Origin of the sequence: Paenibacillus doosanensis (genome assembly GCF_025060755.1) — a bacterium.
In the GTDB taxonomy this organism is placed as follows: domain Bacteria; phylum Bacillota; class Bacilli; order Paenibacillales; family NBRC-103111; genus Paenibacillus_S; species Paenibacillus_S doosanensis.
This window is the reverse complement of the sequence record NZ_JANYUY010000001.1, coordinates 145,734-171,196: the sequence shown is the minus strand read 5'-3', so window position 1 is coordinate 171,196 and position 25,463 is coordinate 145,734. Positions and strand designations below refer to the sequence as shown.

At 55.0% G+C, this 25,463-nt stretch carries 28 protein-coding genes, 1 pseudogene and 1 riboswitch; of the genes and pseudogenes, 23 read left to right on the top strand and 6 right to left on the bottom strand.

Going from position 1 to position 25,463, the window contains the following annotated elements; genetic code table 11:
• Nucleotides 1-122: 122 nt before the first annotated feature.
• On the top strand, nucleotides 123-665 hold the full coding sequence (locus N0M98_RS00790; RefSeq protein WP_249862321.1) for a DUF402 domain-containing protein: 543 nt from the start codon (nucleotides 123-125) through the stop codon (nucleotides 663-665).
• Nucleotides 666-799: 134 nt separating this feature from the next.
• Here the strand turns inward: N0M98_RS00790 and N0M98_RS00785 are convergent, their stop codons facing one another.
• Complete coding sequence (locus tag N0M98_RS00785; protein ID WP_259616663.1) at nucleotides 800-1,756, bottom strand: helix-turn-helix transcriptional regulator; 957 nt, start codon at nucleotides 1,754-1,756, stop codon at nucleotides 800-802.
• Nucleotides 1,757-1,923: 167 nt separating this feature from the next.
• On the opposite strand from N0M98_RS00785, the gene modA reads away from it, so the two are divergent.
• Nucleotides 1,924-2,778 carry a molybdate ABC transporter substrate-binding protein gene (gene modA / locus N0M98_RS00780; protein ID WP_249862323.1) on the top strand — a complete coding sequence of 285 codons (855 nt, stop codon included), beginning with the start codon at nucleotides 1,924-1,926 and terminating at the stop codon, nucleotides 2,776-2,778.
• Nucleotides 2,779-2,790: 12 nt separating this feature from the next.
• A complete protein-coding gene (gene modB / locus N0M98_RS00775; protein ID WP_259616662.1) occupies nucleotides 2,791-3,453 on the top strand; it encodes a molybdate ABC transporter permease subunit in 663 nt (220 codons plus the stop codon).
• 239 nt (nucleotides 3,454-3,692) lie between these two features.
• On the opposite strand, the gene thiM is transcribed toward modB, so the two are convergent.
• On the bottom strand, nucleotides 3,693-4,505 hold the full coding sequence (thiM, locus tag N0M98_RS00770) for a hydroxyethylthiazole kinase (protein ID WP_259616661.1): 813 nt from the start codon (nucleotides 4,503-4,505) through the stop codon (nucleotides 3,693-3,695).
• Nucleotides 4,506-4,724: 219 nt separating this feature from the next.
• Between thiM and N0M98_RS00765 the strand changes: the two genes are divergently transcribed.
• From N0M98_RS00765 to N0M98_RS00730, 8 genes are all read left to right on the top strand, one after another.
• On the top strand, nucleotides 4,725-5,213 hold the full coding sequence (locus N0M98_RS00765) for a hypothetical protein (protein ID WP_249862325.1): 489 nt from the start codon (nucleotides 4,725-4,727) through the stop codon (nucleotides 5,211-5,213).
• A gap of 292 nt (nucleotides 5,214-5,505) precedes the next feature.
• A complete protein-coding gene (locus N0M98_RS00760) occupies nucleotides 5,506-5,952 on the top strand; it encodes an NUDIX hydrolase (protein ID WP_249862326.1) in 447 nt (148 codons plus the stop codon).
• 12 nt (nucleotides 5,953-5,964) lie between these two features.
• Entirely contained in the window at nucleotides 5,965-6,732 is a 768-nt protein-coding gene (locus N0M98_RS00755; protein ID WP_249862327.1) for a DUF3891 family protein, read from the top strand.
• 241 nt (nucleotides 6,733-6,973) lie between these two features.
• Nucleotides 6,974-7,459 (top strand): NUDIX domain-containing protein, encoded by a 486-nt coding sequence (locus N0M98_RS00750; protein ID WP_249862328.1) that lies wholly within the window; start codon nucleotides 6,974-6,976, stop codon nucleotides 7,457-7,459.
• 27 nt (nucleotides 7,460-7,486) lie between these two features.
• Nucleotides 7,487-8,392: a TIM barrel protein gene (locus tag N0M98_RS00745; RefSeq protein ID WP_259616660.1), complete on the top strand. Its 906-nt coding sequence runs from the start codon at nucleotides 7,487-7,489 to the stop codon at nucleotides 8,390-8,392.
• A complete protein-coding gene (locus N0M98_RS00740; protein WP_259616659.1) occupies nucleotides 8,389-8,937 on the top strand; it encodes a hypothetical protein in 549 nt (182 codons plus the stop codon). Before N0M98_RS00745 ends, N0M98_RS00740 begins: the two co-directional genes overlap by 4 nt.
• A 55-nt stretch (nucleotides 8,938-8,992) precedes the next feature.
• The gene (locus tag N0M98_RS00735) at nucleotides 8,993-9,379 is read left to right on the top strand and encodes an MmcQ/YjbR family DNA-binding protein (protein WP_259616658.1); all 387 of its coding nucleotides are present in this window, start codon (nucleotides 8,993-8,995) and stop codon (nucleotides 9,377-9,379) included.
• Nucleotides 9,376-9,783: a hypothetical protein gene (locus N0M98_RS00730; RefSeq protein WP_259616657.1), complete on the top strand. Its 408-nt coding sequence runs from the start codon at nucleotides 9,376-9,378 to the stop codon at nucleotides 9,781-9,783. The genes N0M98_RS00735 and N0M98_RS00730 overlap by 4 nt, the downstream gene beginning before the upstream one ends.
• 18 nt (nucleotides 9,784-9,801) lie before the next feature.
• Here N0M98_RS00730 and N0M98_RS00725 read toward each other — a convergent pair whose 3' ends face one another.
• Nucleotides 9,802-9,951 (bottom strand): hypothetical protein, encoded by a 150-nt coding sequence (locus tag N0M98_RS00725; RefSeq protein ID WP_259616656.1) that lies wholly within the window; start codon nucleotides 9,949-9,951, stop codon nucleotides 9,802-9,804.
• Between the two features lie 82 nt (nucleotides 9,952-10,033).
• On the opposite strand from N0M98_RS00725, the gene N0M98_RS00720 reads away from it, so the two are divergent.
• The gene (locus N0M98_RS00720; RefSeq protein ID WP_259616655.1) at nucleotides 10,034-10,558 is read left to right on the top strand and encodes a GNAT family N-acetyltransferase; all 525 of its coding nucleotides are present in this window, start codon (nucleotides 10,034-10,036) and stop codon (nucleotides 10,556-10,558) included.
• A complete protein-coding gene (locus tag N0M98_RS00715) occupies nucleotides 10,558-11,418 on the top strand; it encodes an HAD family hydrolase (RefSeq protein ID WP_259616654.1) in 861 nt (286 codons plus the stop codon). Before N0M98_RS00720 ends, N0M98_RS00715 begins: the two co-directional genes overlap by 1 nt.
• A gap of 301 nt (nucleotides 11,419-11,719) precedes the next feature.
• Here the strand turns inward: N0M98_RS00715 and N0M98_RS00710 are convergent, their stop codons facing one another.
• Entirely contained in the window at nucleotides 11,720-11,917 is a 198-nt protein-coding gene (locus N0M98_RS00710) for a hypothetical protein (RefSeq protein ID WP_259616653.1), read from the bottom strand.
• 208 nt (nucleotides 11,918-12,125) lie between these two features.
• Between N0M98_RS00710 and N0M98_RS00705 the strand changes: the two genes are divergently transcribed.
• Both N0M98_RS00705 and N0M98_RS00700 read left to right on the top strand, forming a co-directional pair.
• Nucleotides 12,126-12,710, top strand: a complete 585-nt coding sequence (locus tag N0M98_RS00705) for a histidine phosphatase family protein (protein WP_259616652.1) — start codon at nucleotides 12,126-12,128, stop codon at nucleotides 12,708-12,710.
• A gap of 221 nt (nucleotides 12,711-12,931) precedes the next feature.
• Nucleotides 12,932-13,351 (top strand): GNAT family N-acetyltransferase, encoded by a 420-nt coding sequence (locus N0M98_RS00700; protein ID WP_249862337.1) that lies wholly within the window; start codon nucleotides 12,932-12,934, stop codon nucleotides 13,349-13,351.
• Here the strand turns inward: N0M98_RS00700 and N0M98_RS00695 are convergent.
• Nucleotides 13,328-13,705, bottom strand: coding sequence for a MerR family transcriptional regulator (locus N0M98_RS00695; RefSeq protein WP_249862338.1), 378 nt, complete (start codon nucleotides 13,703-13,705; stop codon nucleotides 13,328-13,330). The genes N0M98_RS00700 and N0M98_RS00695 overlap by 24 nt on opposite strands.
• 214 nt (nucleotides 13,706-13,919) lie before the next feature.
• Here N0M98_RS00695 and N0M98_RS00690 point away from each other — a divergent pair.
• Nucleotides 13,920-15,889, top strand: a pseudogene (locus N0M98_RS00690) (FAD-dependent oxidoreductase).
• 98 nt (nucleotides 15,890-15,987) lie between these two features.
• Nucleotides 15,988-16,542: a DJ-1/PfpI family protein gene (locus N0M98_RS00685; protein ID WP_249862340.1), complete on the top strand. Its 555-nt coding sequence runs from the start codon at nucleotides 15,988-15,990 to the stop codon at nucleotides 16,540-16,542.
• Nucleotides 16,543-16,711: 169 nt separating this feature from the next.
• Here N0M98_RS00685 and N0M98_RS00680 read toward each other — a convergent pair whose 3' ends face one another.
• A complete protein-coding gene (locus N0M98_RS00680; protein WP_249862341.1) occupies nucleotides 16,712-16,867 on the bottom strand; it encodes a hypothetical protein in 156 nt (51 codons plus the stop codon).
• 108 nt (nucleotides 16,868-16,975) lie between these two features.
• Between N0M98_RS00680 and N0M98_RS00675 the strand changes: the two genes are divergently transcribed.
• The 6 genes from N0M98_RS00675 to N0M98_RS00650 all read left to right on the top strand — a co-directional run bounded on the left by N0M98_RS00675 (nucleotide 16,976) and on the right by N0M98_RS00650 (nucleotide 25,377).
• The gene (locus N0M98_RS00675; protein WP_259616651.1) at nucleotides 16,976-18,811 is read left to right on the top strand and encodes an ABC transporter substrate-binding protein; all 1,836 of its coding nucleotides are present in this window, start codon (nucleotides 16,976-16,978) and stop codon (nucleotides 18,809-18,811) included.
• Nucleotides 18,812-19,026: 215 nt separating this feature from the next.
• Complete coding sequence (gene ppdK, locus N0M98_RS00670; RefSeq protein WP_259616650.1) at nucleotides 19,027-21,732, top strand: pyruvate, phosphate dikinase; 2,706 nt, start codon at nucleotides 19,027-19,029, stop codon at nucleotides 21,730-21,732.
• 96 nt (nucleotides 21,733-21,828) lie between these two features.
• Nucleotides 21,829-22,272: a nucleoside-diphosphate kinase gene (gene ndk / locus N0M98_RS00665; RefSeq protein ID WP_259616649.1), complete on the top strand. Its 444-nt coding sequence runs from the start codon at nucleotides 21,829-21,831 to the stop codon at nucleotides 22,270-22,272.
• A 206-nt stretch (nucleotides 22,273-22,478) separates the two neighbouring features.
• A riboswitch (SAM riboswitch) is annotated at nucleotides 22,479-22,643 on the top strand.
• 139 nt (nucleotides 22,644-22,782) lie between these two features.
• On the top strand, nucleotides 22,783-23,802 hold the full coding sequence (locus N0M98_RS00660; RefSeq protein WP_259616648.1) for a methionine ABC transporter ATP-binding protein: 1,020 nt from the start codon (nucleotides 22,783-22,785) through the stop codon (nucleotides 23,800-23,802).
• Nucleotides 23,795-24,463, top strand: a complete 669-nt coding sequence (locus tag N0M98_RS00655) for a methionine ABC transporter permease (protein ID WP_259616647.1) — start codon at nucleotides 23,795-23,797, stop codon at nucleotides 24,461-24,463. The genes N0M98_RS00660 and N0M98_RS00655 overlap by 8 nt, the downstream gene beginning before the upstream one ends.
• 68 nt (nucleotides 24,464-24,531) lie before the next feature.
• Complete coding sequence (locus N0M98_RS00650; RefSeq protein ID WP_259616646.1) at nucleotides 24,532-25,377, top strand: MetQ/NlpA family ABC transporter substrate-binding protein; 846 nt, start codon at nucleotides 24,532-24,534, stop codon at nucleotides 25,375-25,377.
• Nucleotides 25,378-25,463: the final 86 nt, after the last annotated feature.

The window sequence follows — 25,463 nt, the reverse complement described above, 5'->3', positions numbered from 1 at the left end:
GATATGTCGGACATCAGTACGGTTCAGCGTCCGGTATTCGAAAATTTGCGTAATCATTCGGAGACAATCCTGCGGACCTAACGCTCGGCGCTTTGCCGACGTTTTGTTAAGGGGGGACAGGGATGAAACGGAAGATTGCCAACCGTCCCGGCTGGGGGCGCGTTGTCCGGAAGCGGTACGAGCAGAGCTATGTCGATGACGGCATATTTCGCGGATACATTGCGATTTTGCGGCTGGACGAGGTGCGGGAGCCGCTGCGCGTCACTTACGGAGAGAGCGATACCGTCTGCATTGCCGACGACGGATACGCTTGGCTGATGCTGTTCCCTGCCGATGCCAACTACAGCTTAACGGTCATGGCAGATGCGGGAGGCCGCGTCGTACAGTGGTATTTCGATATTATTCAATCGATGGAGCTCAATAGCGAAGGCATCCCGGTGATTTACGATTGGTATCTCGATCTGGTGCTGCTCCCGAATCGGGCGCTCTATGTGCTGGATGAAGACGAATGGCGCGAAGCTATGCTCCAAGGAGAGCTTAGCGAAAAGGACGGCGCTGAGGCGGCAGCCGCTTTGAACGATTTGAAGCGCCGCATCGAGTGCGGAGAACATGAATGGGTCGGGCGGACGGAGCATTACTTCGGGCTGTTCGGCACGGAAGCTTAGAACGTTTTTGGCCCGGGACAGCGGGCTTGATTAGAGTCGAATCCCCTTGCGGTGCACAGGCAAAAAGTTCCGAGAACGACGGACTTTGCCGCTGCCGGCCGAAGGGGATTTTTTGGCGTTCCCTAAAAAAGAAATCAAGCTTCGTACAAGACTTGTCCGGTCAACGTCAGATCATAGCCGGAAATCGTGCGCAGCTCTTTGTGAAAAGCCTCCGATTGCAGGATACGCAGCACGGCGTCGATCCATGCCCGGTTGTCGGGCTTCCGGATCATGACAAGATCGTACCGCTCTTGAATGAGCGGAATGAAGTCGATCCCTCCGACGATAGCGGCCGCCTTCTCGATCCCGACCCCTACATCGGCATCGCCTGCGGCGACTCTGCCCGCTACCGCCATATGGCTAAGCTCCTCTTCGGCGTATCCGTCCAGGACAGCCTGCGAAATGCCGTGAAGGCGCAGCTGCTCGTCCAGCAGGACGCGGGCTCCCGCTCCCTTCTCCCGGTTGACGAGCCGCAGCTTCGGCCGCTGCAGATCGCTCCAATGCTGCAGATTGAGCGGGTTGCCCCGCTGAACATAAAAGCCTGCGCGCCTCGATACCAGGTTGACGACGATATAGGGCGAGCCGACGAGCAGCTTGCGGATATAAGGAATGTTGTACTCTCCGGTATCTCCGTCGAGCAGATGGGTGCTCACAATGTCCGACTCGCCCCGGTACATCGAGATCAGGCTGTCCAGACTGCCTACATAGGAGCGTAGAGGTCTCACTCCGGGAATTTGCTTCTCCATATGCTTGGCGAGCAGGTCGAGGCTAATATCTTGGCCTGTAATGACAAGGGGGCGGCCTCCGCCGGCCCATGGAGCGGGTGCCGACGAGACGGAGGCATTCGCCGCCGCAGGCTGTCCTTGCCCGGACACAGGAACGGTTTTGGCCCGCTGCTTGTAGGCTTCGAGATCGGCGGCGTCGACGCGCATTTGCTTGCCCACCCGATAAGAAGGCAGATCTCCTTTTTTAATCAGGTCGTAGACGGTCAGTTTCGATATTTTTAACAGTTTGGCGATTTCTTCGGTCGTATAGGATATGTCGCTGGTCATGAGATTCCTCCTTGCATGAATGAACCCGATCGCCTCGGCTGCAATCTATTGTAACATAAATGACCTTTTTGTTATCGGTCAACGGTTTACATGTGCCTCAGCAAACAAGTATAATGAGTATTGTTTTTCATTAGATATATCTAAATATAACAAAGGGTGAGAGAAATATGTGGGGTAAAGTTAAAAGTAGTATGGTTTTGTCTGTCGTCGTCGGTTTGGCCTTGACGTTCTCGGGATGCGGAACCAAGCAAGAGCCTGCTGCAGGCGGAAACGCCGCGGCTCCTTCGCAAGTCAGCCAAACGAGCCCGACTCCGGCCGAGAAGGTGGAACTGACGATCTCCGCGGCGGCCAGCCTGACGGACGCGCTCAAAGAAGTGCAGGGCAAATATGAAGCGGCGCATGCCAATATCAAATTAAACTTTAATTTCGGAGCGTCGGGCTCGCTGCAGCAGCAAATCGAGCAGGGAGCTCCTGCGGATTTGTTCTTGTCCGCCGCAACGAAAAATATGAAGGCGCTGGTCGACAAGCAGCTCATCGACTCCGCGAAGCAGAACAATCTGCTGACCAATGAGCTTGTCGCGGTCGTTCCGGCCGACGGGAAGGTCGCTGTCTCCAAAGAGGCGGACTTGACGAAGCCCGAGGTGAAGAAGATCGCTATCGGAATTCCGGAGAGCGTACCTGCAGGCAGCTACGCACAGGAAGCATTGACGAACGCCAAGCTCTGGGAGGGCCTGCAGTCCAAAACCGTACAGGGCAAAGACGTCAGACAAGTGCTGCAGTACGTAGAAACCGGCAATGCCGATGCCGGATTCGTCTATAAGACGGATGCGCTCACCTCATCTAAGGTGAAGATCGCCTTTGCCGTCGATCCGAAGACGTACACGGCGGTCGAGTACCCGATCGGCATCGTTAAGGCGACCAAGCACGGCAAAGAGAGCGAAGACTTCTACACCTATTTACAGTCGAAGGACGCGTTAGATATTTTTGCCAAATATGGTTTTACGCCCGCCGCTTCCAAGTAAGCGGTGGAGCTTATGAATGCGAGCGAGTTTTGGGCGCCGATCAAGCTGTCCTTGCAGGTGGCGCTGCTATCCAGCGTGATCGTTACCGTTATTGGCATTGCCGCGGCCTGGTGGATGTCCAGAAGATCGTTTAGAGGAAAACTGGTACTGGAAACAGGCTTTATGCTGCCGCTTGTGCTGCCTCCGACGGTCGTCGGCTTCCTGCTTCTGGTGCTGCTCGGCCGCAAAAGCTGGCTCGGGCAGCTCATCGAATGGCTGTTTGCCGCGCCGATTATTTTCTCCTGGTGGGCTGCCGTCGTTGCAGCGGTCGTCGTCGCTTTTCCGCTCGTCTACCAGACGATGAAGGTCGGCTTTGCCTCGGTCAGTCGGGATTTGGAAGATGCCGGCCGCTCGATAGGAGCGAGCGAATGGCAGGTGTTCCGCTATATAACGCTGCCGATGACGCTTCCTTCCCTGATGACGGCCTATATTCTCGGCTTTGCCCGGGCGCTCGGCGAATTCGGGGCTACGCTGATGATAGCGGGCAACATTCCCGGCAAGACGCAGACGATCCCTACGGCGATTTATGTGGCCGTGGACGCCGGCAATAACCCGATGGCCTGGTCCTGGACCGTCACGATGATCGCTATCTCTTTCCTGATGCTGCTGCTGACGGGACGCAAGCCTGCGTCATAGCCGCAGCCATCGCTCACGGGACACCCGTGAGCCGGATAAGCTGCTGCCCGTCCATAAATAACCCCGGAACCGATGAGGTTCCGGGGTTTGTCGTTGTCATGACGCAGCCAATGAGCAACCGATAATGGAGCAATATGAGATGCAGTCTCCTTTGGTGCGGGCCACGGTCGATTAGGAAGCGGCCGCGTCAAGAGGATAGGCGTTGCCGAAGCGGGATTCGCGCTTGATACGGGCGCGCTTTAAACACGTCTCACCCGGGCGGAGCGTTCGAGCTCTTCGCCGCTCAGCTCGGCGAGCTCGTCGAGGAAGCGTACGGCGAAGCTGCCCGGAGCAGGGCGTTCGCCTGCGGCCCGCTCGGCGGCGACGCTGTAGCCGGCCAGCGCGGCGACCGCGCCTTCAAGGAGCGGGCGCGAGGCTCCTGCGGCTGCGGCGGCGAACGCGCCGATCACGCTGGTGAGCAGGCATCCCGTGCCTGTCACGCGCGTCAAGATCGGGTGGCCGCCGGCCACCGCGTAGGTGGCGTCGCCGTCGCTGGCCATGTCCTCTTCGCCGGTGACGACGACGATGCAGCCGAGCTGCTGCGCCGCCCGCTTCGCCAACGCGGCCGCATCGCCTCCGTCGGCTCCGGCGTCGACGCCCTTGATGGCGCGGCTCTCGCCGACGACGTTGGCCACCTCCGCGGCGTTGCCCCGCAGCACGGCGACCTTCACTTCGCGCAGCAGCCTCCGCGACGTTTCGGTCCGGTACGCGGTCGCCCCGGCGCCGACCGGATCGAAAATAACCGGAACGCCGTGCTCGTTGGCCGATTGGCCGGCGATGATCATCGCCTCTACTTCTTCGGCGGTCAGCGTTCCGATGTTCAGAACCAGAGCTCCGGCGATAGCCGCCATATCCGCGACTTCCTCCTTCGCATAGGCCATGACGGGCGAGGCTCCAAGCGCCAGCAGCCCGTTGGCCGTGAAGTTGGTCACCACTACGTTGGTAATATTATGAACGAGCGGCTTCATTTCCTTGACTTGCCGCCATAAGGCGGCGATAGCTTTATTGTCCATTATATTTTCATCCATCCTTCGTTCTTTATTGTGCTTTATAGCATAGAGCGTCTTTCTGCTAATCATAAACCAACCGGGGAAGCTTGCCAACCCGCGAAAGCGGCGGTTAACAGCCGTTCTTGCGCACTCCGGAGAAGGACCGTGCCGGTTTCATTGGTGTTCGCAGCATCCTGTGCTATAATCAACAAATCGACTTAGTAGGATATCAGGAGGAAAAGAATGCTTACTTTTGAACAAAAACTGGCCGTAGTCGAATCGTTTCCGGAGCTGCAGCGCAAGGACGTTTCGTTGGGGCGGGTCAATTTTCAGTATGAAGACAGCGCCTACGACCGCAAAAACGTCGTCTACCATCTGCATAAAAACGGCAATGGCTTCGTTTACGCCGGTCATCTGAAGGGATATGCGACCGATGAGAAGGGGCTTGTCAATATCCGCGATTTCTCCGAAGAGGAGCTGCGCGGCTTGCTGACGGCTTCCATCCGCTCGCTGTCGCCGAGTACGCCGCAGAATGCGAAGCGATCTTCCTCTGAACCGGCCGAAGGCGGCGAAGAGCTGTGGATCGGCCCGGAAAACCACACGCTGCGGTTGTATTACGAAGACGAGCTGTGGTATTTATACGATCGGCACAACCTGGAATCGGCCTTCGAAACCTATGAGGAAGCCGAGGAGTATCTTCGTGAGGAAGGGTTTGCACGAAGCGGCAGCTAGCTTTGGGCGCAGGTCTGGCATGCAGAAAGCCGCGAATGAAACAAAACTTCATAGTGTTGCTCGTAAAACCGTTCATAATTAGAACGGTTTTTTTGCATTAATTCTGGAATCCTCGCGAAAAAAGAGCGGAGGGGCCATTTGGATCTGGAAAAGCGTCAGCGTCCGCCTTTGAAATTGGAGCGTTGCGAACTTGTCATGTTCATCGCCGTATTTAGGGCTGAAGAAAATGGTATTTTGTGGTAGCATATAAATAGTCATATATGTTTGGAAGATGGCTGAAGGAGGCGGAGGAATGTTAAGGTTTAGCAAGGAACTCCCGACCGACAAGCCTGTGGCCGGCGTGCACTGCGTGCCGATGACGGACGACGGCAATCTGCTGATGGTATGGGACCGGCAAGAACGCAGACTGACCACGGTCGGAGGAAGACTGGAAGGGAACGAATCCGTTCAGGAGGCGTTGGACCGCGAGGCGATGGAAGAGGCGGGCGTTGTTCTGACGCGGCGGAGAATCCCTTTTGCCCATTGGTATTGGAACGAGACGGAGACGTATACGGTATTTTTTCTGGCTTTTATCGAGCGCTTTCATGAAATGCCGGAAGGATTCGAAAAGACCGGATATGTCATCATGAACTTTCCTACCGCGCTTGAAATGATCGAGAGGTTGGAAGGTCCGGGGGAGCGTGCTCAAATTATAGCGAAGGCCAGGGAAGTGATGGAATCGGCTAAGTTTGCGGGATAAGGAGCGTGTACGATGATTATTCGTGAAACAGAAGAAGCTTTTATATTGATTGCCCAGCATGAACATGCCAGATTATCGGGCCAAATCGCCGGGCACTTGGGAGCGGATCTATTTGGGGACGAATCGTTAAGAGAGGATGTGCTGCTTGCCGTCTACGAACATGACCGCAGCTGGATTCGGCTGGATGACGCGCCTATCTGGAACGACCGGGCCGAAAGTCCGTTTTCTTTTACGGATTATCCGCTGCTTCCCAAGCTGCTGTGCTACCGGGTCGGGCTCGACGAAATAGAACGAATGAGTGCATACGCCGCCTTGCTGTGCAGCAAGCATTTCGCGTCCTTCCAAGATTTGCGCCAGTCGAAACGGCAGGCATGCATCGATTTTTGCCGTGAAGAAGCGCTGCGCCAAGAGCGTATCTTGAACTCGCTTAGCTGCGATGAAGCGCAGGCGGAGAAGCATTTTCGCTTGCTGCAGCTGTGCGACGATCTTTCGCTGTATGTCTGTATGAACGAACCGGGAGCGGACAAGGAGCATGAGCATCCGTGGTTTCGCTTCGGATTCAAGCTGTCTGAGGCGCTCGGGCTCGGCGATAAGCTGATGGCCGAGGGGGCGGATGGGGAACGGATTGCGTTAACTCCCTTCCCGCTGGAGCGGGCCTGCACCGTCTCGCTGAAGTATAAGCGTGTGGCCAAGGAGCTTGCCGGCCGGCTCGGAATCGATCAGGCCTATAAGGAATCGGCGTGGCTCACGCAGGAAGCGACGTTTGCGGGGCATTCCTAAAAGGGTGGTGAAAAAGTCCGCTGCGGCGTCCATTTGATCCTCCAATCGCTGTTGAAAACGGATTCTTTGGATTGTTTTTTCGTTTTTCTGTGGAGAGAATCCGTGTTCAAAGGCGAACGCTTACGCTTTTCCAGATTCAAATGGCCCCTCCGCTCGGTTTTCACCGGACTTCTAAACGGCGTCTTATTGCAGGAGACATATCGGCAAATCAAATCTATTTGCAAACGGGAGGATATTACAGATGACCTATCATATTCGCGTTAGACCTACGGCCCTGATTATTCAGAACGGCAGCATTTTACTTATTGAATATACGGACGAGCACGGCGTGCACTACAACCTTCCGGGGGGAGGAGCCGAGCCTGGAGAAACGCTCGCCGAAGGGGCGGCCAGAGAAGTGCTGGAGGAGACCTGTGCGGAGGCGGAAGTCGGGCCGATCGCCTTCGTGTACGAGATGGCGCCGCACCGGCAGTCGGGCGATCACCCGAATTCGCCTCACAACTTATCGATTATTTTCGAATGCACCTTGAAGGAAGGCTCCGTGCCCCGCTTGCCGGATCAGCCGGACCCTAAGCAAAGCGCCGTCAAGTGGATTCCGTTATCGGAGCTGGACTCCATCGTCCTGTATCCGAACATTAGCGGGCATATTCGACGGTTTGTGAACCGCCGAGCGACGATGGAGCTGATCGAAGATCATGAGCTGGACAGTTACGCCCAAACGAAATGATACCGGTACGAACGGAGGATGTGCGGATTGAACCGTTTTATGATCGGCCAGTACGGCCGCTTTGACTATAACAAGTTCCGCCGGGACTTTAAGCCCGGATTTTACGGAATCGAAGCCTGTTTGTTCGAGCGGGAGGAGGATGCCGAGCATTTGCTGAAGGAAGCGGGAGATCACGGGTTTCGGATCGGCATTCATTTTCCGCTGCGCGCGGGACGGTATAAGCATAGGGACGCGCTTCTCTTGTCCGATGACAAAGGGACGCGGGAAGCGGCCTATGCGGACGTCGAACAGGAGCTGAGCTATTTGCGACGGCTCCGTCCCGATTATGTGCTCTTTCATTATCCGAAGCCCGTCATTATGGATGACAGGGTCGATTGGACCTTGTGGCGGTTCTCCGACCGGAGCGAATATGCATGGGAGAGCGAGTACTCGCTGGAGACTCTGCGGGAGGGGAGCGAGCAGCTGTTCGAATGGCTGGACCGAAAAAGCCGGGAATATGATTTTACGCCTGTGCTGGAACTGGACGGTTTGAACCGATACCTTTACGGGACGGATCTGCTCGAATCCTTGCTGTGCCGATACCCCGGCATCCGGTTGTGTCTGGACACCGGCAGGCTGTATTTGCAGGAGAGGGTCGATCCTTATTTCGACGCCAAGGCGGTTCTGGAAGCTTACGCGCCATACGCTAAGCTCATTCACTTGAGCAACACGAACATCGCGGAGGGCCGGGTCAGGTTCAACCATTATCCGGTGCATCCCGATCAGAAGCCGGAGGAAGGATGGGCCCCGATGGAGGACTACCTGCGGATTATCGCAGCGCGAAACCCCGCCGTGCAAATTTTGTTCGAGCATAATTCGGCTTTAATAAGCGATGAAGAGCTGGCTCAGTGCTATGAATGGGTCTGCGAGTTGATGAACGGGATAAGCTCATGAAAGCGCGAAGGATAGCCGCCGCCGTCATCGTACTTTTATTCATCATCGGCGCTTTTTTGGAGGAGTATAAGGCATCGTTTCCGCGGGTGTCGGACGCCGTCGCATTCGATAAGGATGTAAGCGAAAGCTTGCGGGTTCAGGGGCAGGAGCTTATTCCCGTCTACGAAATCGGCTCGGAGGCGTTTTATTTCGGCGTCAATAAGGAACTGGCTCTGGTAGGCATTCATGCGGTGAAAGGGCTGTTTGGCTGGAAGGTCAAGTCCCGCACGACAGGGACCGGTTTCGGCCTTAAAGAGCCTTGGCAGAAGCCTCTCAGGGGTGGGAGCAACGAAAATAATATCGTGTTCTTCGGGCTGGCCGACGCAACGGCCGCCGACGCCGTGCTTGTCAACGGGGAGCGCGCCGCGATGGTTCGGCTTGATGCGTATTTGGATCGGCCGGAAGCGAAGGGGCTTGCGGTATGGTACGTGAAGCTGAAGGAAAAGGCCGATCGGCCTGTTATCGAAGCGGTCGATCGAGAGGGCAACGTCGTATATAAATTGTAATTGGCGCCGATCATCGTAGTAAAAGAAATCATTGCTATGAACGGAGGACAGGATAATGACTCACCATTCTTTGCTTAACTCGCCCGAGGCGCTTCAACTGCTGGAACGAATACGCGCCGTCTGTATGGAATTTCCGGAGGTGGCCGAGAAGATCGACGCTTTCGGCCATACTTCCTTTCGCGTGAGCGATAAGCCGTTCGTCATGATGGGACAAAAGGAAGGGCTGCCCACGCTGGCGATCAAGAGCACCCCCGCGTTTCAGGACATTTTGCTCCGGCAGGAAGGGACGAATTATTTCAAAACGCCTTATATCGGGCATCACGGCTGGGTATCCGTACAAAATATAGAGCGGATCGATTGGGAGGAAACGAGGCAATTGATCGAAGAAGGATTTTACCGTACGGCTCCGAAACGGCTGGCGAAGCAGCTGCGGGGCCGATGAATCCAAGACGGCTGGAATGGGCGGGCAAGCCGGTGCGGGCGGATGTTTATTTGGGCATGGGAGAGATTCTGGCGATTGCCGTGAGCTATCTGTATGCAAATTCGCTCTGGTTTACTTTTCGTTTTCTCGGCATGGAGGAAGGCTCGCAATGGGGTGCCGTGCGGCTGTGGTCGTGCGCATCGTCGCTGCTTGGCTGCAGCCTTCTGGCGGTTATGCTGTGCAGCTATAGAAGCGTGGTGAAAAAAGAGCGGAGGGGCCATTTGAATCTGGAAAAGCGTAAGCGTTCGCCTTTGAAAACGGATTCTCTCCACAGAAAAACGAAAAAACAATCCAAAGAATCCGTTTTCAACAGCGATTGGAGGATCAAATGGACGCCGCAGCGGACTTTTTCACCACTCTTATAGGATCGCAGGAGAAAGGCTCTATCCTGCGGCCCGGATGATAGCTTCCTTATTAGCGGTCATCCAACTGCCGCCGATAGCGTTATGGCTGTTGTTCGGATTGCTCGGTTCCGTGACGGAAGGAGCGTTGGGAGCGATAAGCCATGCGGCGGTTTTGTTATTGCTGCTCAAAGCATTGTTTCATAGCACAAAAATTAATTGATGGAAACGGCAAGCTATGGATAAATTTGCTTAATATTTGGAGGCCAAAGCGATGAAAATCACCAATATTATACCCGAACAAGCCGCCCAGTTTCGCGAGCTGAGGCTTCAAGCGCTCCGCAGCAATCCGGAGGCGTTCTCGGCGAGCTATGAGACATTCGCCCGGCAGTCGCTGGACGCGGTGAAGGAGCGAATTCAAACCTTGGACGATAACTTCGTGCTGGGAGCGTTTGACGGCGAACGGCTTGCCGGGATGGCCGGCTTCGTGAGGGAAGCCTCTCCGAAGCTGAGGCATAAGGGAAATATATGGGGCATGTACGTCGATTCGGCTTACAGAGGGCAAAGGGTCGCCTTCCAATTATTGGAGGAGCTGATTCGAAGAGCCGGTATGCTGGAAGGACTGCGGCAAATTCTGCTTGGAGTGACCGCATCCAACACCGCCGCCCGGAAGCTGTATGACCGCATGGGCTTTACCGTATACGGAGTCGAGCCCGCTGCGCTGCAATATAACGATATGTATTACGACATGGAATTGATGGTGCTGCATCTGCCGAAAAAAGAAGAGAGGCTGAGCTGATGGAGACACGGACTGCCGAATGGGATTGGAAGAAAACGCTGTTCGTATCGGATTTGGACGGTACGCTGTTAAACGACCGGCAGCAAATCAGCGAATCGTCGCTGGAAGCGCTGAATCGGCTTATTCGGGAAGGGCTCCAATTTACGATTGCAACGGCACGTTCCATCGATTCGGTCAAACATATATTGGAGGGCTTGCAGCTGCAGCTTCCGGTCGTTCTGATGAACGGCGTCTTCATCTACGATTGGCGGCAAAGGAAAACGATTAGGAGTAATTACTTGCCTTCCGAGGTTGGAGAGGGCATTGTTCGTACATATATAGAGCACGGATTGAATCCGATTGTGTACACGGTGGATTCTGGAGGGTCGCCTCATGTTTATTACAGAGGAATGTTTAACGAGAGCGAACGGCTTTACATAGAAGGCCGGCTAAGCCATGGCGATTCGCGCTTTATGCTAATTGACGATTACGAGGATTGCCTGCGGGAGCATATCGTCAGCGTGAACGCCATCGATACGCCGGGCAGGCTGGAGGCCGCCTATCGGCGCTATGCTTCTGAAGTGGCGTGTCAGTGTCATTTCGGACCGGATATTTACGCCCCGGATTATCATTGGCTGGAGATCGCCAGCTGCCGCGCGACGAAGAAAGAAGCGGTCGTGTACGTACAAAAACTGCAGCGGATGGAGAAGCTCGTTTGTTTCGGGGACAATCTCAACGATTTGTCCATGTTCGAAGCGGCCGATGCGGGGGTTGCGGTGAGCAATGCCCATGAGCGGCTTCGGGAGCGGGCGACGCATCATATCGAAAGCAATAACGAGGACGCCGTTGCCCGCTTTCTGGCAAGTACCCGAAGCGGCTGATCCCTGGCGGAGCCGGCGAGCCCCGAAATTTACAAATGGCATAAAAGAACCAATCCCCCAAAAGCCATCCATGCCGCTACGCGGCACCACAGACAATGGAAATGGGGTACCAAGAGTAATTTCCAGGGTAGTGACGTGATGCACTGAAGCTTATTCCGTCCGCATCCAGCCTAAGCTGGATCGGCGTCTAACCATTCCTCTGGGATCGTTCTATGGGTAGACATTACTTTCGGGGGAGCCCCCCGGATATCCACAGGATATGGCTGCGCATCATTTCCTAAACAATCAAAAAAACCGCCCTTCAGGCGGTTTCAATAAGTTCGGTTAAAAATATGCTCGTTTTGATGATCGAACCGTTCTTTTCGAGTTGTACATAAATCCATTCGGTTTGCTTGTCGATGACAATTCCCTTGCCTTCCCGCGTTAGAACTCTCGTTTTGTTCAATAACACAGGGAACGGATAATGTGCTGACTGACTCCTGAGAACTTTCTTCGGCATCGCTATAACTTCCTTTTTCATTGGTTTTTAGATTATTGTAACATTTCTTTTTAGCAGATTCTGTTGAAAAAGTCACAAAATCTGAAAAAAATGCAAATTTTTTTGCAGCGGCTATCGGAATGAAACGAAGCATAGGCTAATACAAGGCATCTTTTTCACCACACTTTTTTAGCGATGCTCCCATTAAAGAGACAAGGACGGGGATAGGATGACGCGCGTAGGCTTGATTCGGCACGGGGTTACTTATTGGAATAAGGAAGGACGAACACAAGGCCATTCTCATAACGAATTGGATGAAGAAGGCATCGCTCAGGCGCACCGGCTTGCGGAGCGCTTGAGCGGGGAGGATTGGACGGTCATCGTCTCCAGCGATCTGCGCAGGGCGAGGCAAACGGCTGAGATCATCAGGGGCAGGCTGGGGATTGCGATAGCGGGGTTGGACGAACGTCTCCGCGAGCTGGGACGGGGACAGGTTGAAGGCTACACGGAAGAAGAACGGGTGGAGCGCTGGGGAGCCGGTTGGAGGCAGATGAACCTGGGGCTGGAGAGCGGAGCGGCAGGGGGAGAGCGCGGCAGCTGCTGCATAAGGGAGCTTGCGCGTAAATACGCGGGAGAGAAGATTTTGGTTGTCAGTCACGGAGCGGTGTTGAGACACAGCCTGAACAGGCTGATCTCCGGCCTTCCTACAGGAGATCCGCTGAATAATACGTCCCTGACCATTCTCAAGCACGCTGAAGGCGATCAATGGGAATGCGAGCTGTATAACTGTACCCGACATTTAAAAGCCTGGTGAAAAACGAGCGTAGGGGCCATTTGAATCTGGAAAAGCGTAAGCGTTCGCCTTTGAAAACGGATTCTCTCCACAGAAAAATGAAAAAACAATCCGAAGAATCCGTTTTCAACAGCGATTGGAGGATCAAATGGACGCCGCAGCGGACTTTTTCACCACCCTTTTAAACGAGTGAAAAAAGTCGAATTTGGCATGTGCATACTTAATAAAAAAGGAGGAACACGATGCGATTCTCAGTCCGATTTGCAAAGCAGCATGATTTTGAGAACGTCGCCGGAGGCGATCAAAGTATCAGCGCGCAGCTGCTTGCCTATAAGCTGGCCAATGAGGAGATCGTGCTGGCGGAAATGAATCGGGAATTGATCGGTTATTTAAGATTGGAGCATTTATGGGGCAAGTCGCCGTATATCGGACTGATTATTGTCCGGCCGGATTGCCAGAAGCAGGGCGTCGGCCGCGGGATGCTGCAATTTCTTGAGGACCGGCTAAGGAGCAAAGGGCAGTCCGCCTTGTACAGCTCCTCGCAGGTTAACGAGAAGGAACCGCAGGAGTGGCACCGGCGGATGGGCTTTCGCGAGTGTGGAATCATCAGCGGGATCAACGAGGGGGACGTCGGCGAATTATTTTTCGTCAAAGCCCTGTAATGCGCTTCTTTCATCATGAATGGAGCGGATGCGCTCTTCGAGGTTGGAGCGAATGGCGGTCAATAGTTCAATCTGTTCGTTCAATTCCCGCAGCTTCTTTTTATATACGGGCAGCACTTCTTCGCAGAAAGCCTCTTTATTTTTCATGACGCAGTGTAAAAAACCGGAAATTTGCGCCGTCGTTAAACCAAGCTTCAAATAAAACCGGATGGTGCGGACTTGTTCGACCGCCAGGTCGTGGTACTCGCGGTACCCGTTATCAAGCCGGCGCGGGGTCAGCAGGCCTTGCTCTTCATAATGGCGCAAAGATCGGACGCTGGCTCCCGTTAACCTGGACAGCTCGCTTATTTTCATGGTCGTGCTCCCTTCGAGGCAAGCTTAAAGAAACTTATACCATAATTATAAACCTTAACATTGAGGTTAAGGTTATTTTTTTGCGCTTATCGCTGGTTTTCTTCGCATTCCTGCGGGATCTTAATAATTCTTAAAGAATATTTAGTAAAAAATTGATAAAGCCCGATTACAATGGACAATGGATTGACAGAGAAAAAAGAGTGGGAGTGGAATCATGCGTATCGGAATTAAAGGTTTAGGAATGTTGGTAGCGGCGGTTTTGCTGGCAGGTGCCGCTTGGTTCTCGTGGTTAGTATGGGGACAAGGGGGCTCCTCCGGCAAGATGCTGAACGAGGTGCGGAATAAAGCTGCCGGCGGGGCTTCCGATACTGCCAAGCAGCAGCCTCTGAAGGTCGTCGAATCCGTCCAAAAGCTGAAAGGCGAATACGACGTCATTGTCGCGGGGACAGATCCGGAAGGCGTAACGGCCGCCATTTCGGCGGCGCGCAGCGGGTTGAAGGTGCTGCTTGTCGACGGGCGCAACCGCGACATTCTCGGCGGGCTTATGACGATCGGCTGGCTGAATACGCTCGATCTGAACTACGCGCCGGAAGCTTCGATGATTCCGGGCAAGCATAACTTTTTGAATAAGGGATATTTCAGGAATGGTACGATCAGGTTGAGGGCACTTCGTTCGATACGCATACGGCGGCGAATGTCTTTTACGATATGGTACGGCATGAGCCGAATATCGATTTGCTGATGAAGGTTAAAGAAATGAACCCGATTACGGAGCCGTCTGCATCCGGAAGCGGGAAGCGCATCGCCGGGATCGAGCTGGTCAAAGCCGACGGCAGCAAGCAGACTGTGCGCGCCAAAGCGGTTATCGATGCGACGCAGGACGCGGATGTGGCCGCGTCGGCCGGAGTGCCCTTTACTTGGGGGCGGGAGGATATCGGGGACAAGCAGTCCCAGATGGCCGTAACGCTCGTCATGAAGCTGAGCGGAGTCACGCCGGAGGTTTGGCAGTCATTCGGCAAGCATAAGGATACCGGTATGGATGCGATGAGCGTCTGGGGATTCCCGGAGATGAAGGAGTACGCGTCGACGAATAAAGAGCGCGTGCGGATGCGCGGGTTGAACATCGGCAGACAAAATGACGGCACGATTCTCATTAATGCGATGCAAATTTTCGGCGTCGATCCGTTAAACCCGCAATCCGTTCAGGAAGGCATGGAAATCGGCCGCAAAGAAGCGCCGCATATCGTGCAGTATATGAAGGAGCATTTCAGCGAGTTTAAGGATTTGGAGCTGGCGGGAACGGCGCCGGAGCTGTATGTCCGGGAAAGCCGCCATATTCAGGGCGAATACCGTCTGACGATGGCCGATCTGCTCGACAACCGCGATCAATGGGATGCTATCGCTTACGGTTCCTACCAGGTCGATATTCAAAGCACGAATTATCAGGACCCGGGAGCGGTCATGATGCATCCGAAGCAGTACGCCGTACCGTTTCGCAGTCTGGTTCCCAAGCAGGTCGACGCTTTGCTCGTCGTCGGGCGCGCGGCCAGCTTCGATACGCTGCCGCACGGAAGTGCGCGGGTGATCCCGCTCGGAATGGCTACGGCACAAGCCGCCGGAGTTGCGGCACAAACGGCCATCGAGAACAACATTTCCTTCCGCCAGCTCTCTCAATCGGCCGATGCGGTCAAGACGATGCAGGACAAGCTGCGGCAGCAGAAGGTAGAGCTGAGCATGCAAAAGTTCGACCCTCCCGCATATACGAAGCATAAGGCGTATCCCGGCCTGAAGGCGGCGGTCAGCATGTTCGCTACGACAGGCGGCTATGACAATATGCAGTGGAAGCTGGACGACAAATCGAATGCACAGCGGTTTGTAAACAATATGCTGGCTGTGCGCAAGGCGCATCCCGATGCGTTCAAAGGAGAGCCGTCTGCAGCCCTCAAAGGAATGACCGATCCGGCCAAGCAGCCGTTAACGCTGGAACAAGCGGCTCTGACGCTGGGGAACGCTATGGGGCTGAAAACGCCCGAAGAAAAAACGATTCGGCATTTAACCGAGCGCGGATGGATTCGCCAGGAGACGATCAAGGCTATCGAACAGCCTGCCGCGTTGACTAACGGAGATGCGTTTATGCTGATTCGCGATATTGTTGCAACATTTGCCGGCAAAACTTACGAATAAAAAACGCCGTCAGACAGCGTTCGACAATTTCCACCTGTTTACAATTGCGGCAGCTTGCCCCACAATGGAATGGAGTACAAAATTTGGGAGGGATACCTTTGTCCAAAAAAATTCTCCTTATTACCGGCGACGCCGTAGAATCGCTGGAAGTGTATTATCCGTATTACCGGGTGCTGGAAGCCGGTTATGAAGCGGTGATCGCTTCTCCGAAGAAGAAGACGCTCAGAACCGTCGTGCATGATTTTGAAGGCTGGGATACTTATACCGAAAAGCCGGGATATCAGCTGGATTCGCATGTGTCGTTCGCCGACGTCAATCCGGAAGAGTTCGACGGACTTATTATCCCGGGCGGCAGAGCGCCGGAATATATTCGTCTGGACGAGCATGTGCCGCGTATTTTGGCCCATTTCTTCGAAGCGGGCAAGCCGGTCGGCGCGATCTGCCATGCGGCGCTTGTGCTCGGCGCGCTGAAGGACAAGTCTTATTTCGAAGGGCGCACGATGACCGCTTACACGGCCTGCCGGTTCGACGTCGAACAGCTGGGCGCGCGGTATACGGAGGAGACGCTGCATGTCGACGGCAATTTGGTCACCGGACATGCCTGGCCCGATCTGCCCGGATTCATGAGAGAATTTTTAAAACAGCTGGATTAGGAGCGAACGCCTGTCGTTATCCGCTCAATTGAATAGCGTCGGCTCGAGAGAAGCTTCTCTCCGGGGCCGGCGCTTTTTGCGTTCAAAAGCATGGTGAAAAAGTGGACGGATAGCCGATGGAGAGCTGCGTCAGCGTCAGCGGTCGCCGTACAACTGCCGGCCTGCTCCTTTAAAACATGGCGCTTAACGCCCCGACAGCCGCCGTCCCCAGCGCCAAATCCAGCATAGGAAGCCGAAGCTGCGCTGTCCAAGGTCTTAAAGCCGTCCGCTCGATATTCCGCCCATTCTCCCTCATCTGCATTTCCAGATCGAATATGTTCATCATAGGGTTCCACTCCTTTTTTTGTAATTTTGATTATAGCTGGATAAAGGTGAATAAAAAGTGTAGAATGTTACACAATTTCTTCATCTTTTTTGACCGGAGGTAGACATCATGTTAGAACAATATTACTTGACGATCCGCAGGCAGCTTCCGAATGCAACCGAAGGAGAGGAAGCGGAGGTAACGCTGCAGCAGCTTGCGGACTGGCTTCATTTTTCCGGCAGAAATGTCAATATTATATTGAAAAAAATGGAAGAATTGTCGTGGATTCGCTGGATACCGGGACGCGGCAGGGGGCATCGTTCCAGAATGGCGTTTCGGGTAACGCGCGAGTCATTGGTGTTGAAAATGGCGGAGGAGCATGTAGCCCGGGGCGATCTGCAGCAGGCTTTCGCCTGTATCGACGAGCATGCTTATTTGCCGTCGTTGCGAGACCAGTTCGTTTATTGGCTGGACAGCCACTTCGGCTACCGGCCGGAGCAGCATCACGAGGAGCGGACCGATACGCTGCGGATTCCGTATCATAAGCCGATTTTATGTATGGACCCAGCGTTCATCACCTTTGTCGTCGAGTCGCATATGGCCAAGCAAATTTTTGACGGCATCGTCCGGTACAACCATCACACTCGAACGATCGAGCCGCATATCGCGCATTTCTGGATTCGCAGCGAAGACGAGACCGAATGGATCTTTTATTTGCGCAAAGGCGTTTTGTTCCATCATGGACGCGAGTTGACGGCAAGGGATGTCAAGTTTTCGCTGGACCGCATCCGCGACGAGCATGTCGATTCGCCGTACAGATGGATGTTCCAGGACGTTGTGTGCATCGAAGCGCTGGACCGGTATGCGATCCGCATCCGTTTGGCTCAGCCCAACTCGCTGTTCTTGCATTTCCTCAGCTTTGACCGAGCCTCCATCGTGCCGGAGGATTTGGTGTCGTCGCAAGGGGCCGCTTTCAAGCGCCACCCCGTCGGTACAGGACCTTTTCAAGTCGTGCAGCATGATGCCAATATGTTCGTATGCGAAGCGTTCCCCCGGTATTTTGACAAAAGGGCGCATCTCGACCGGCTCGAAATATGGTACACGCCCGACCTGGAGTGCAAAGCGAGCGGGTATGAACGGACGATGTACCGGATTCGTACGCCCGGTGAGGAAGACTCCCACGAACGGTGGAATAAGGTCGAGATGATCTCGCGAGGCAGCAAAATGCTGACCTTCAATTTGCGAATGCAGGGCCCTCAAAGGCAGTTATGCTTCCGGCAGGCGGTCGTGCACGGCATTGACCGCAAGAAACTGGAACTGCTGCACACTCCCGAAGACGCCCGATTGGCGGATTGGTTCATATACGAACATCATCCGTCGGATCAAGAGACGCTGTATAACCCGCAGCTGGCACGGGAGCTGCTTCGGCAAAGCGGATATGACGGAGAGGAGCTGGTGCTCGGGGCGTCGCAAGCCTATCTCGAGGAAGCGGGGGCGCTGGCGGCGCTGTTCGCGGAGATGGGCGTCAACGTTTGCGTCCAGACGCTGGACAACGATTCTTGCGGCCGCATCGAGGGGGGCAGACGAAGCCATATGTGCCTGGGCACGATCATTTTGGACGATGATCTCGTATTGTCGGTGATCGAGTTGTTTATGGCCGATAACAGCCTCGTGCACCGGCATTTAAGCGACGAATTGCTGCAAGAGATGCGTCCGCTGTTTCAGCAGATTTACGCTGCGGAATGCGAGTCGGGTCCGGGCGGGCAAAGCGAGGGGCTAAAGCGGCTGGAGAAGCTGGTCAAGAGCCGGGCTGCGGTGTTTTTCCTGTATCATTGGCAGCAAAGAACGCTGTATCATCCGTCGCTGCGCGGCGTATCGCTCAATGCGCTGGGGTGGGTTCCGTTTCGGGATGTCTGGTTCGAGCCGGTTTCGCTGGAACCAACGAACTTTTCCGCGGCATTTTAGGCGCGGATGGGGATACGGCTGCTCAATTGTTAGGTCATATAAGACGCGGCTTGGAATGATGTAACATAAAAATATGGATTTGACCCATATATCATGCATTAATTTATATTAATACGCACCATTGAAAATATATATTGTGTATGATATCGTGTGTATTAGTGAATTCATACCACATCATTCCAAAGCAGTTCAATTATGTGACGGGAGGAACCAGCATGTTGAGAGTAGTGCCGTTTGAGATGGGAAATGCCAGTATGAAGCAGCTGTTAGGGGGAAAGGGAGCGAATCTTGCCGAGATGACGAGAGTCGGGCTGCCGGTGCCGCCGGGGTTTACGATAACGACGGACGTATGCCGCGCTTATTACGCCGCAGGCGGTACGATGCCGGAAGGCTTGTTCCCGGAGGTGCAGGAGGCGATGCGCCGGCTGGAGCAAGCGAAGGGCGAACGGTTCGGCGATACCGAACGTCCGCTGCTTGTTTCGGTCCGCTCCGGTTCGGTAACGTCGATGCCGGGGATGATGGATACGATCCTCAACCTCGGGCTGAACGACGAGACGGTGGAAGGGCTGGCACGGTCTACGGGCGACGCTCGCTTCGCCTATGATTGCTACCGCCGTCTGATCCAAATGTTCGGCAATGTCGTGTTCGATCTGGAAGGATACCATTTTGAATTCCTTCTTCAGCGCATGAAGCAGCGGCTTGGCGTCGAATCGGACCATCAAGTGACGGCGGAAGGCTGGCTCTCCCTCATCGGCGAATACCAGGGCATTATTCTCAAATATGCCGGGCGCGCCTTCCCCCAGCAGGTCGATGAGCAGCTGGAGCTGGCCGTGGAGGCGGTGTTCCGTTCGTGGAACAATCATCGCGCGCAAATATACCGCAATATTCACCGCATTCCCGATGAGCAGGGGACGGCGGTCAATATTCAATCTATGGTGTTCGGCAATATGGGGGCGGATTGCGGCACCGGGGTCGTGTTTACCCGCAACCCGTCAACAGGCGAGCGGACGTTATACGGCGAGTTTCTGATGAATGCGCAGGGCGAGGACGTCGTCGCCGGAGTGCGTACGCCGAAGCCGATCGTGAAGCTTCAGGAAGAGCAGCCTGAAGTTTACGGGCAGCTGATCGCGGCCGCCCAGAAGCTGGAGGCACACTACCGCGATATGCAGGATATCGAGTTTACGGTAGAGCGCGGCAAGCTGTACTTGCTGCAGACGCGCAGCGGCAAACGAACGGCGCAGGCCGCCGTCCGGCTGGCGGTCGCCTTCGTAGGCGAAGGCGTAATTACGCGCGAGGAAGCGATTCAGCGCATCGAGCCGTTCCATCTCGATCAGCTGCTGCATCGCGCGATCGATCCGTCCTGCAGGCCGGACGTGCTGGCTTCCGGCCTGCCTGCTTCGCCGGGCGCAGCCGCCGGGCAAGCCGTGTTCGACGCCGACACGGCGGAAGCCTGGGCGCGCGCCGGGAAGAAGGTCATTCTCGTGCGGTCGGAGACGACGCCCGAAGACATTCACGGCGTGCTTGCCGCCGAGGGAGTGCTTACGAGCCGCGGCGGCATGACGAGCCACGCCGCCGTGGTCGCCCGCGGGATGGGCAAGCCGTGCGTATGCGGCTGCGAGGCCATCCGCTTGGGCGAGCGGGCCTTCGAGGTCGCCCAAGCGGACCAGGTCGCGGCGACGATCGCCGAAGGCGAGTGGATCTCGATTGACGGCGCCACCGGGCGCGTCATTCGCGGGGTTGTGCAGCTGCGGGAGCCTGAGCTGACGGCAGAGCTGGAGCAGCTGCTCTCGTGGGCGGACGGGATTCGCCGCCTCGCGGTGTACACGAACGCGGACACGCCGGAGGATGCGGCCAAAGCCCGCGGCTTCGGTGCGGAAGGGATCGGCTTATGCCGCACCGAGCATATGTTTATGTCTCCCGACCGCATACCGGTCGTAAGGGGAATGATCCTTGCCGAGCGCCCCGAAGAGCGGGCGGAGGCGCTGCGGGAGCTGCTGCCGATGCAGCAGAGCGACTTCGAAGGCCTCTTCCGCGCGATGGACGGCCTGCCGGTGACGATCCGGCTGCTCGACCCGCCGCTGCACGAGTTTTTGCCGAATCTGGAGGAGCTGGCGGTCCTTCGCTCGCAGCTAACGCTGCGGCAGGATGCCGATGAAGAGGAGCTGCAGCGGGTCGAGAGGCTGCTGCGCAAGGTGCGCAGCCTGCATGAGATGAACCCGATGCTCGGTACCCGTGGATGCCGTCTCGGCTTGATCCATCCCGAAATTTACGAGATGCAGGCGGAGGCGATCTTCCGCGCGGCGCTGCACTGCTCGGAACAAGGTATTGACGTGCGTCCGGATATCATGATCCCGCTCATCGGCCATGCGAGCGAGCTTAAGCTGATGCGGGAGCTGGTCGACCGCGCGGCTTCCGAGGCATTGGGCTCCAGGCCGTGTCCCTTCACTTACCGCGTAGGCACGATGATTGAGGTTCCGCGAGCGGCGATCACTGCGGCGAGCATAGCCCGACATGCCGATTTTTTTTCCTTCGGCACCAACGATTTGACCCAGATGACGCTCGGCTACAGCCGCGACGACGCGGAAGGCAAGTTCCTTTCGCATTATGTGGAGCACAAGCTGCTGCCGGCCAATCCGTTCCAGGTGCTTGATCAGGAGGGCGTTGGAATGCTGATTCGCTGGGCGGCCGGGCAGGGCAGAGCGGTAAAGCCGCAGCTGAAAATGGGAGTATGCGGCGAACACGGCGGGGATAAGGAATCGATCTTCTTCTGCCATGCCGAAGGGCTCGACTATGTGAGCTGTTCGCCTTACCGGGTTCCTCTGGCGAGAATTGCCGCTGCCCAAGCCGCGCTGACCATGGCTTACGGCGAAGCGACCGATCATGAGGCTTCTGCGCAGCAGCATTCGGCTTATTCCGCCTAACGTCTGTGCGGTCGCGCATTATAATTTTTTGGTAAAATGGAAATAATGACTAATCCACTCGGATATACAGATGATGGCTAAGCGAGGTGCTGCAGGTTGGAAAGAACATTGTTAATGGTGAAACCGGACGGGGTACAGCGCGGATTGATCGGAAAGATCGTACAACGGTTCGAAGATAAAGGTTTTCAATTGATCGGCGCGAAGCTGATGCAAGTATCGGAGGAGCTGGCGCAAACCCATTATGCCGAGCATGCCAGCAAACCTTTTTACGGGGAATTGGTCGATTTCATTACCTCCGGCCCCGTGTTTGCGATGGTATGGCAGGGCGAACAGATTGTGGCCCTCTCCCGTTCGATGATGGGCAAGACGAGACCGCCGGAGGCGGCTCCAGGTACGATTCGCGGCGATTTTGCCGTACGTACCGAGAGCAACGTCATTCACGGCTCGGATTCGCCGGAAAGCGCGGAGCGGGAAATTGCGCTCTTTTTCAAACCGGAGGAGCTAGTCGTCTACGATCATGTCATCCAAAAATGGCTGTAAGCGGCGGGCTGCAACAATGGGAAGCTCCCGGTTCTTCGGAACCGGGAGCTAAACTATTATTAACCAAAGATTAATAATAAAAAGATGTACTTACTAGAATTAATCATTATTTGATAGAAATAGAATGTAAATAAAAGTAAGTTGACATATACTTCGAGAATGGATTACACTAAGCAAGGCTTACAATTTCATACGAAAAAATGTACTTCTTATTTAGAGTGGCGGAGGGATAAGGCCCGATGAAGCCCGGCAACCGTTCCAGCAGGATGACCGAATGTGCGCGATGTCATGCGTGCCATTTGCGGAACCATCCGTGGAAGTCCGGTGCCAATTCCTTCGGAGCGCGCATAGCGGGTTCCGGGAGATGAGAGGACGCACGAATGAAGACCAACTCTGTTCGCTTGCGTTCAGGGTTTTTTTGTCGTTAAGGAAAGGGGCGGCCGCCTTAGTTCACATAAATAGGATGGATGCACTTTGGGGGCCTCGTGAAACGGAAAGAAGGTGAAAGCGATGATTGAGTTACGGCAAATTAATAAAACGTACGGCTCCGGCGCAGGGGTTGTTCAAGCATTGAAGGATATCGATCTGACGGTGCGCAAAGCGGAAATTTTCGGCATTATCGGGCATTCGGGAGCCGGGAAAAGCACGCTGATCCGCACGATCAATTTGCTTGAGCGGCCGACATCGGGTCAAGTTATGGTGGACGGAACGGACATTACGTCGTTGCCTCATCATCGGCTTCAGGAGCGGCGGCGCTCGATCGGAATGATTTTTCAACATTTCAATCTGCTGTCGTCGTTATCGGTGCATGACAATATCGCTTTTCCGCTGCGCTTGTCCAAGCAGCCGAAGGCGGAGACGGAGCGGCGCGTGAAGGAGCTGATCGGGCTTGTCGGGCTGGAAGATCATGCCGATAAGCATCCCGCTCAATTGTCCGGGGGCCAAAAGCAGCGGGTAGGCATAGCGCGTGCGCTGGCGACGAATCCGAAGGTATTGTTATGCGATGAAGCGACATCGGCGCTGGACCCGCAAACGACGCAATCGATTCTTGCGCTGCTGCTGGAAATTAACCACAAACTTCATATTACGATCGTGCTTATTACCCACGAGATGCAGGTGATACGCGCCATATGCGATCGGGTGGCCGTGCTGGACGGCGGAACGATTGTCGAATCGGGGGACGTCGCCAGCGTCTTTTTGAAGCCTCAGCACCGCACGACCAAAGACTTTGTCGCGCAAGCGTCGGACGGTTCCGAAGCTTATGCCGGACTCATCGACAAGGAAAGAGGGAAGCGGACGCAGGTGAAAATTACGTTCATCGGCAAGCAAACTTACGAACCCGTGCTCTATGAAACGATGAAAGAAATGAATGTGCCGTTTGCGATATTGCAAGGGACGATCTCCCGCTTGAAGGATACGCCTTACGGCCAATTGATCGTGGAGCTTCACGCCGCCGGCGAAGAAGCGGACAGGACTTTGACGGCGCTGCGGGATCAAGGGCTTGATGTGGAGGTGCTGACCGTTGGATAAGCCGTCTTTTTGGGATTTGGATTGGCAGGAGATTGGCCGGGCTTGCCTCGATACTTTGACGATGCTGGGCGCTTCGACGTTTTTTACCGTGCTTATCGGATTGCCGCTGGGCATATTATTATTTTTGACCTCGGGCGGGCAGCTGCTGCAGCAGAAGGCATTATACGGTATCTTATCTTTCGTAGTGAACGTGCTTCGCTCGGTTCCGTTCGTCATTTTGATGATTGTGATCATTCCGTTTACGAAGCTGCTGGTCGGCACCTCGATCGGCGTGCCCGGCGCGATTCCTCCGCTGGTCATCGGGGCGGCGCCGTTCTTTGCCCGATTAGTGGAGACTTCGCTTAGAGAAGTGGACCGCGGCGTCATTGAAGCGGCCCAGTCGATGGGGGCTACTTACAATCAGATTGTAGGGAAGGTGCTTTTGCGGGAAGCGAGGCCGGGGCTCATTGCAGCGATTACGATTACGGCCGTTACGCTGGTTTCCTATACCGCTATGTCCGGAGTCATCGGGGGCGGAGGGCTGGGGGATTTGGCGATTCGTTACGGCTATCAGCGGTTTCAGACGAACGTGATGATCGTGACCGTCGTTATTTTGGTCGTGCTCGTTCAAGTGCTGCAAATGCTTGGAGACCGACTCGTACGGAGTTATCAGCGGAAATAGAAGGGCGTCCTTCTATAGACGTGTTTCTTATATAAACAAATACATGGATTGGCGGAGGGAACATACTTATGAAAAAAGCAATGGTATCTGTATTATCCGTTGTGCTTGCTTTGACGATGGCAGCTTGCGGCTCGAAGCCGGCGGTTCCCGCCGAGTCTTCTGCAAACGGCGCGGCAGCGGGCGGGGCGGCGAAGGAAGTCACGCTGAAGGTCGGAGCGACAGCCGTGCCGCACGCGGAAATTTTGAATTCGGTGAAGGCGAAATTGAAGGAACAGGGAATCAATCTGGAAATTAAGGAATTTACCGATTATGTGCAGCCTAACGTGCAGGTGGCCGAGAAGCAGCTGGACGCGAACTTTTTCCAGCATACGCCTTATCTGGAGCAGCAAAACAAAGACAAAGGCTTCAACCTGGTGAAAGTAACCGGCGTGCACATCGAGCCTTTCGGCGGCTATTCCCAGAAGATTAAAAAAATCGACGAGCTGAAGGACGGCGCCACCGTCGCCATTCCGAACGATCCGTCCAACGGAGGCCGGGCGCTCGCTTTGCTGGAGAAAAACAAGCTGATCAAGCTGAAAGACGGCGTAGGCGTCAACGGTACGGTGAAAGATATCGTCGACAATCCGAAAAAGCTGAACATCAAGGAGCTGGAAGCCGCGATGCTGCCGCGGGTGCTGGGCGAAGTCGACTTGGCGCTGATCAACACCAACTATGCGCTTGAAGCGAAGCTGACGCCGACCAAGGACGCGCTGTTTATCGAAGACAGCAATTCGCCTTACGTGAACATCTTGGTCGCCCGCCCCGATAACAAAGATTCCGATGCGATCCAGAAGCTGGCCAAAGCTTTGAACTCCGAGGAAGTAAGAACATTCATTAACAGCAAATATAACGGCGCGGTTGTGCCGGCGTTTTAAGCAGGAGCAGGCGAGAGAGACGGGACCTTGACAGACGCCCGTCTCTTTTCGGTATGTTCGTTCGCCGGGGCGTGAGCGGGGTTTGA

Excerpts from the sequence above, each read along its gene's own strand:
- N0M98_RS00735 (WP_259616658.1), top strand. The coding sequence starts at position 8,993 with ATGACTCACCATTCTTTGCTTAACTCGCCCGAGGCGCTTCAACTGCTG.
- N0M98_RS00740 (WP_259616659.1), top strand. The coding sequence starts at position 8,389 with ATGAAAGCGCGAAGGATAGCCGCCGCCGTCATCGTACTTTTATTCATC.
- N0M98_RS00760 (WP_249862326.1), top strand. The coding sequence starts at position 5,506 with ATGTTAAGGTTTAGCAAGGAACTCCCGACCGACAAGCCTGTGGCCGGC.
- N0M98_RS00730 (WP_259616657.1), top strand. The coding sequence starts at position 9,376 with ATGAATCCAAGACGGCTGGAATGGGCGGGCAAGCCGGTGCGGGCGGAT.
- N0M98_RS00705 (WP_259616652.1), top strand. The coding sequence starts at position 12,126 with ATGACGCGCGTAGGCTTGATTCGGCACGGGGTTACTTATTGGAATAAG.
- N0M98_RS00680 (WP_249862341.1), bottom strand. The coding sequence starts at position 16,867 with ATGATGAACATATTCGATCTGGAAATGCAGATGAGGGAGAATGGGCGG.
- ppdK (WP_259616650.1), top strand. The coding sequence starts at position 19,027 with ATGTTGAGAGTAGTGCCGTTTGAGATGGGAAATGCCAGTATGAAGCAG.
- modB (WP_259616662.1), top strand. The coding sequence starts at position 2,791 with ATGAATGCGAGCGAGTTTTGGGCGCCGATCAAGCTGTCCTTGCAGGTG.
- N0M98_RS00700 (WP_249862337.1), top strand. The coding sequence starts at position 12,932 with ATGCGATTCTCAGTCCGATTTGCAAAGCAGCATGATTTTGAGAACGTC.
- thiM (WP_259616661.1), bottom strand. The coding sequence starts at position 4,505 with ATGGACAATAAAGCTATCGCCGCCTTATGGCGGCAAGTCAAGGAAATG.
- N0M98_RS00675 (WP_259616651.1), top strand. The coding sequence starts at position 16,976 with ATGTTAGAACAATATTACTTGACGATCCGCAGGCAGCTTCCGAATGCA.
- N0M98_RS00755 (WP_249862327.1), top strand. The coding sequence starts at position 5,965 with ATGATTATTCGTGAAACAGAAGAAGCTTTTATATTGATTGCCCAGCAT.
- modA (WP_249862323.1), top strand. The coding sequence starts at position 1,924 with ATGTGGGGTAAAGTTAAAAGTAGTATGGTTTTGTCTGTCGTCGTCGGT.
- N0M98_RS00660 (WP_259616648.1), top strand. The coding sequence starts at position 22,783 with ATGATTGAGTTACGGCAAATTAATAAAACGTACGGCTCCGGCGCAGGG.
- N0M98_RS00720 (WP_259616655.1), top strand. The coding sequence starts at position 10,034 with ATGAAAATCACCAATATTATACCCGAACAAGCCGCCCAGTTTCGCGAG.
- N0M98_RS00710 (WP_259616653.1), bottom strand. The coding sequence starts at position 11,917 with ATGCCGAAGAAAGTTCTCAGGAGTCAGTCAGCACATTATCCGTTCCCT.
- N0M98_RS00790 (WP_249862321.1), top strand. The coding sequence starts at position 123 with ATGAAACGGAAGATTGCCAACCGTCCCGGCTGGGGGCGCGTTGTCCGG.
- N0M98_RS00695 (WP_249862338.1), bottom strand. The coding sequence starts at position 13,705 with ATGAAAATAAGCGAGCTGTCCAGGTTAACGGGAGCCAGCGTCCGATCT.
- N0M98_RS00750 (WP_249862328.1), top strand. The coding sequence starts at position 6,974 with ATGACCTATCATATTCGCGTTAGACCTACGGCCCTGATTATTCAGAAC.
- N0M98_RS00785 (WP_259616663.1), bottom strand. The coding sequence starts at position 1,756 with ATGACCAGCGACATATCCTATACGACCGAAGAAATCGCCAAACTGTTA.
- N0M98_RS00765 (WP_249862325.1), top strand. The coding sequence starts at position 4,725 with ATGCTTACTTTTGAACAAAAACTGGCCGTAGTCGAATCGTTTCCGGAG.
- N0M98_RS00650 (WP_259616646.1), top strand. The coding sequence starts at position 24,532 with ATGAAAAAAGCAATGGTATCTGTATTATCCGTTGTGCTTGCTTTGACG.
- N0M98_RS00715 (WP_259616654.1), top strand. The coding sequence starts at position 10,558 with ATGGAGACACGGACTGCCGAATGGGATTGGAAGAAAACGCTGTTCGTA.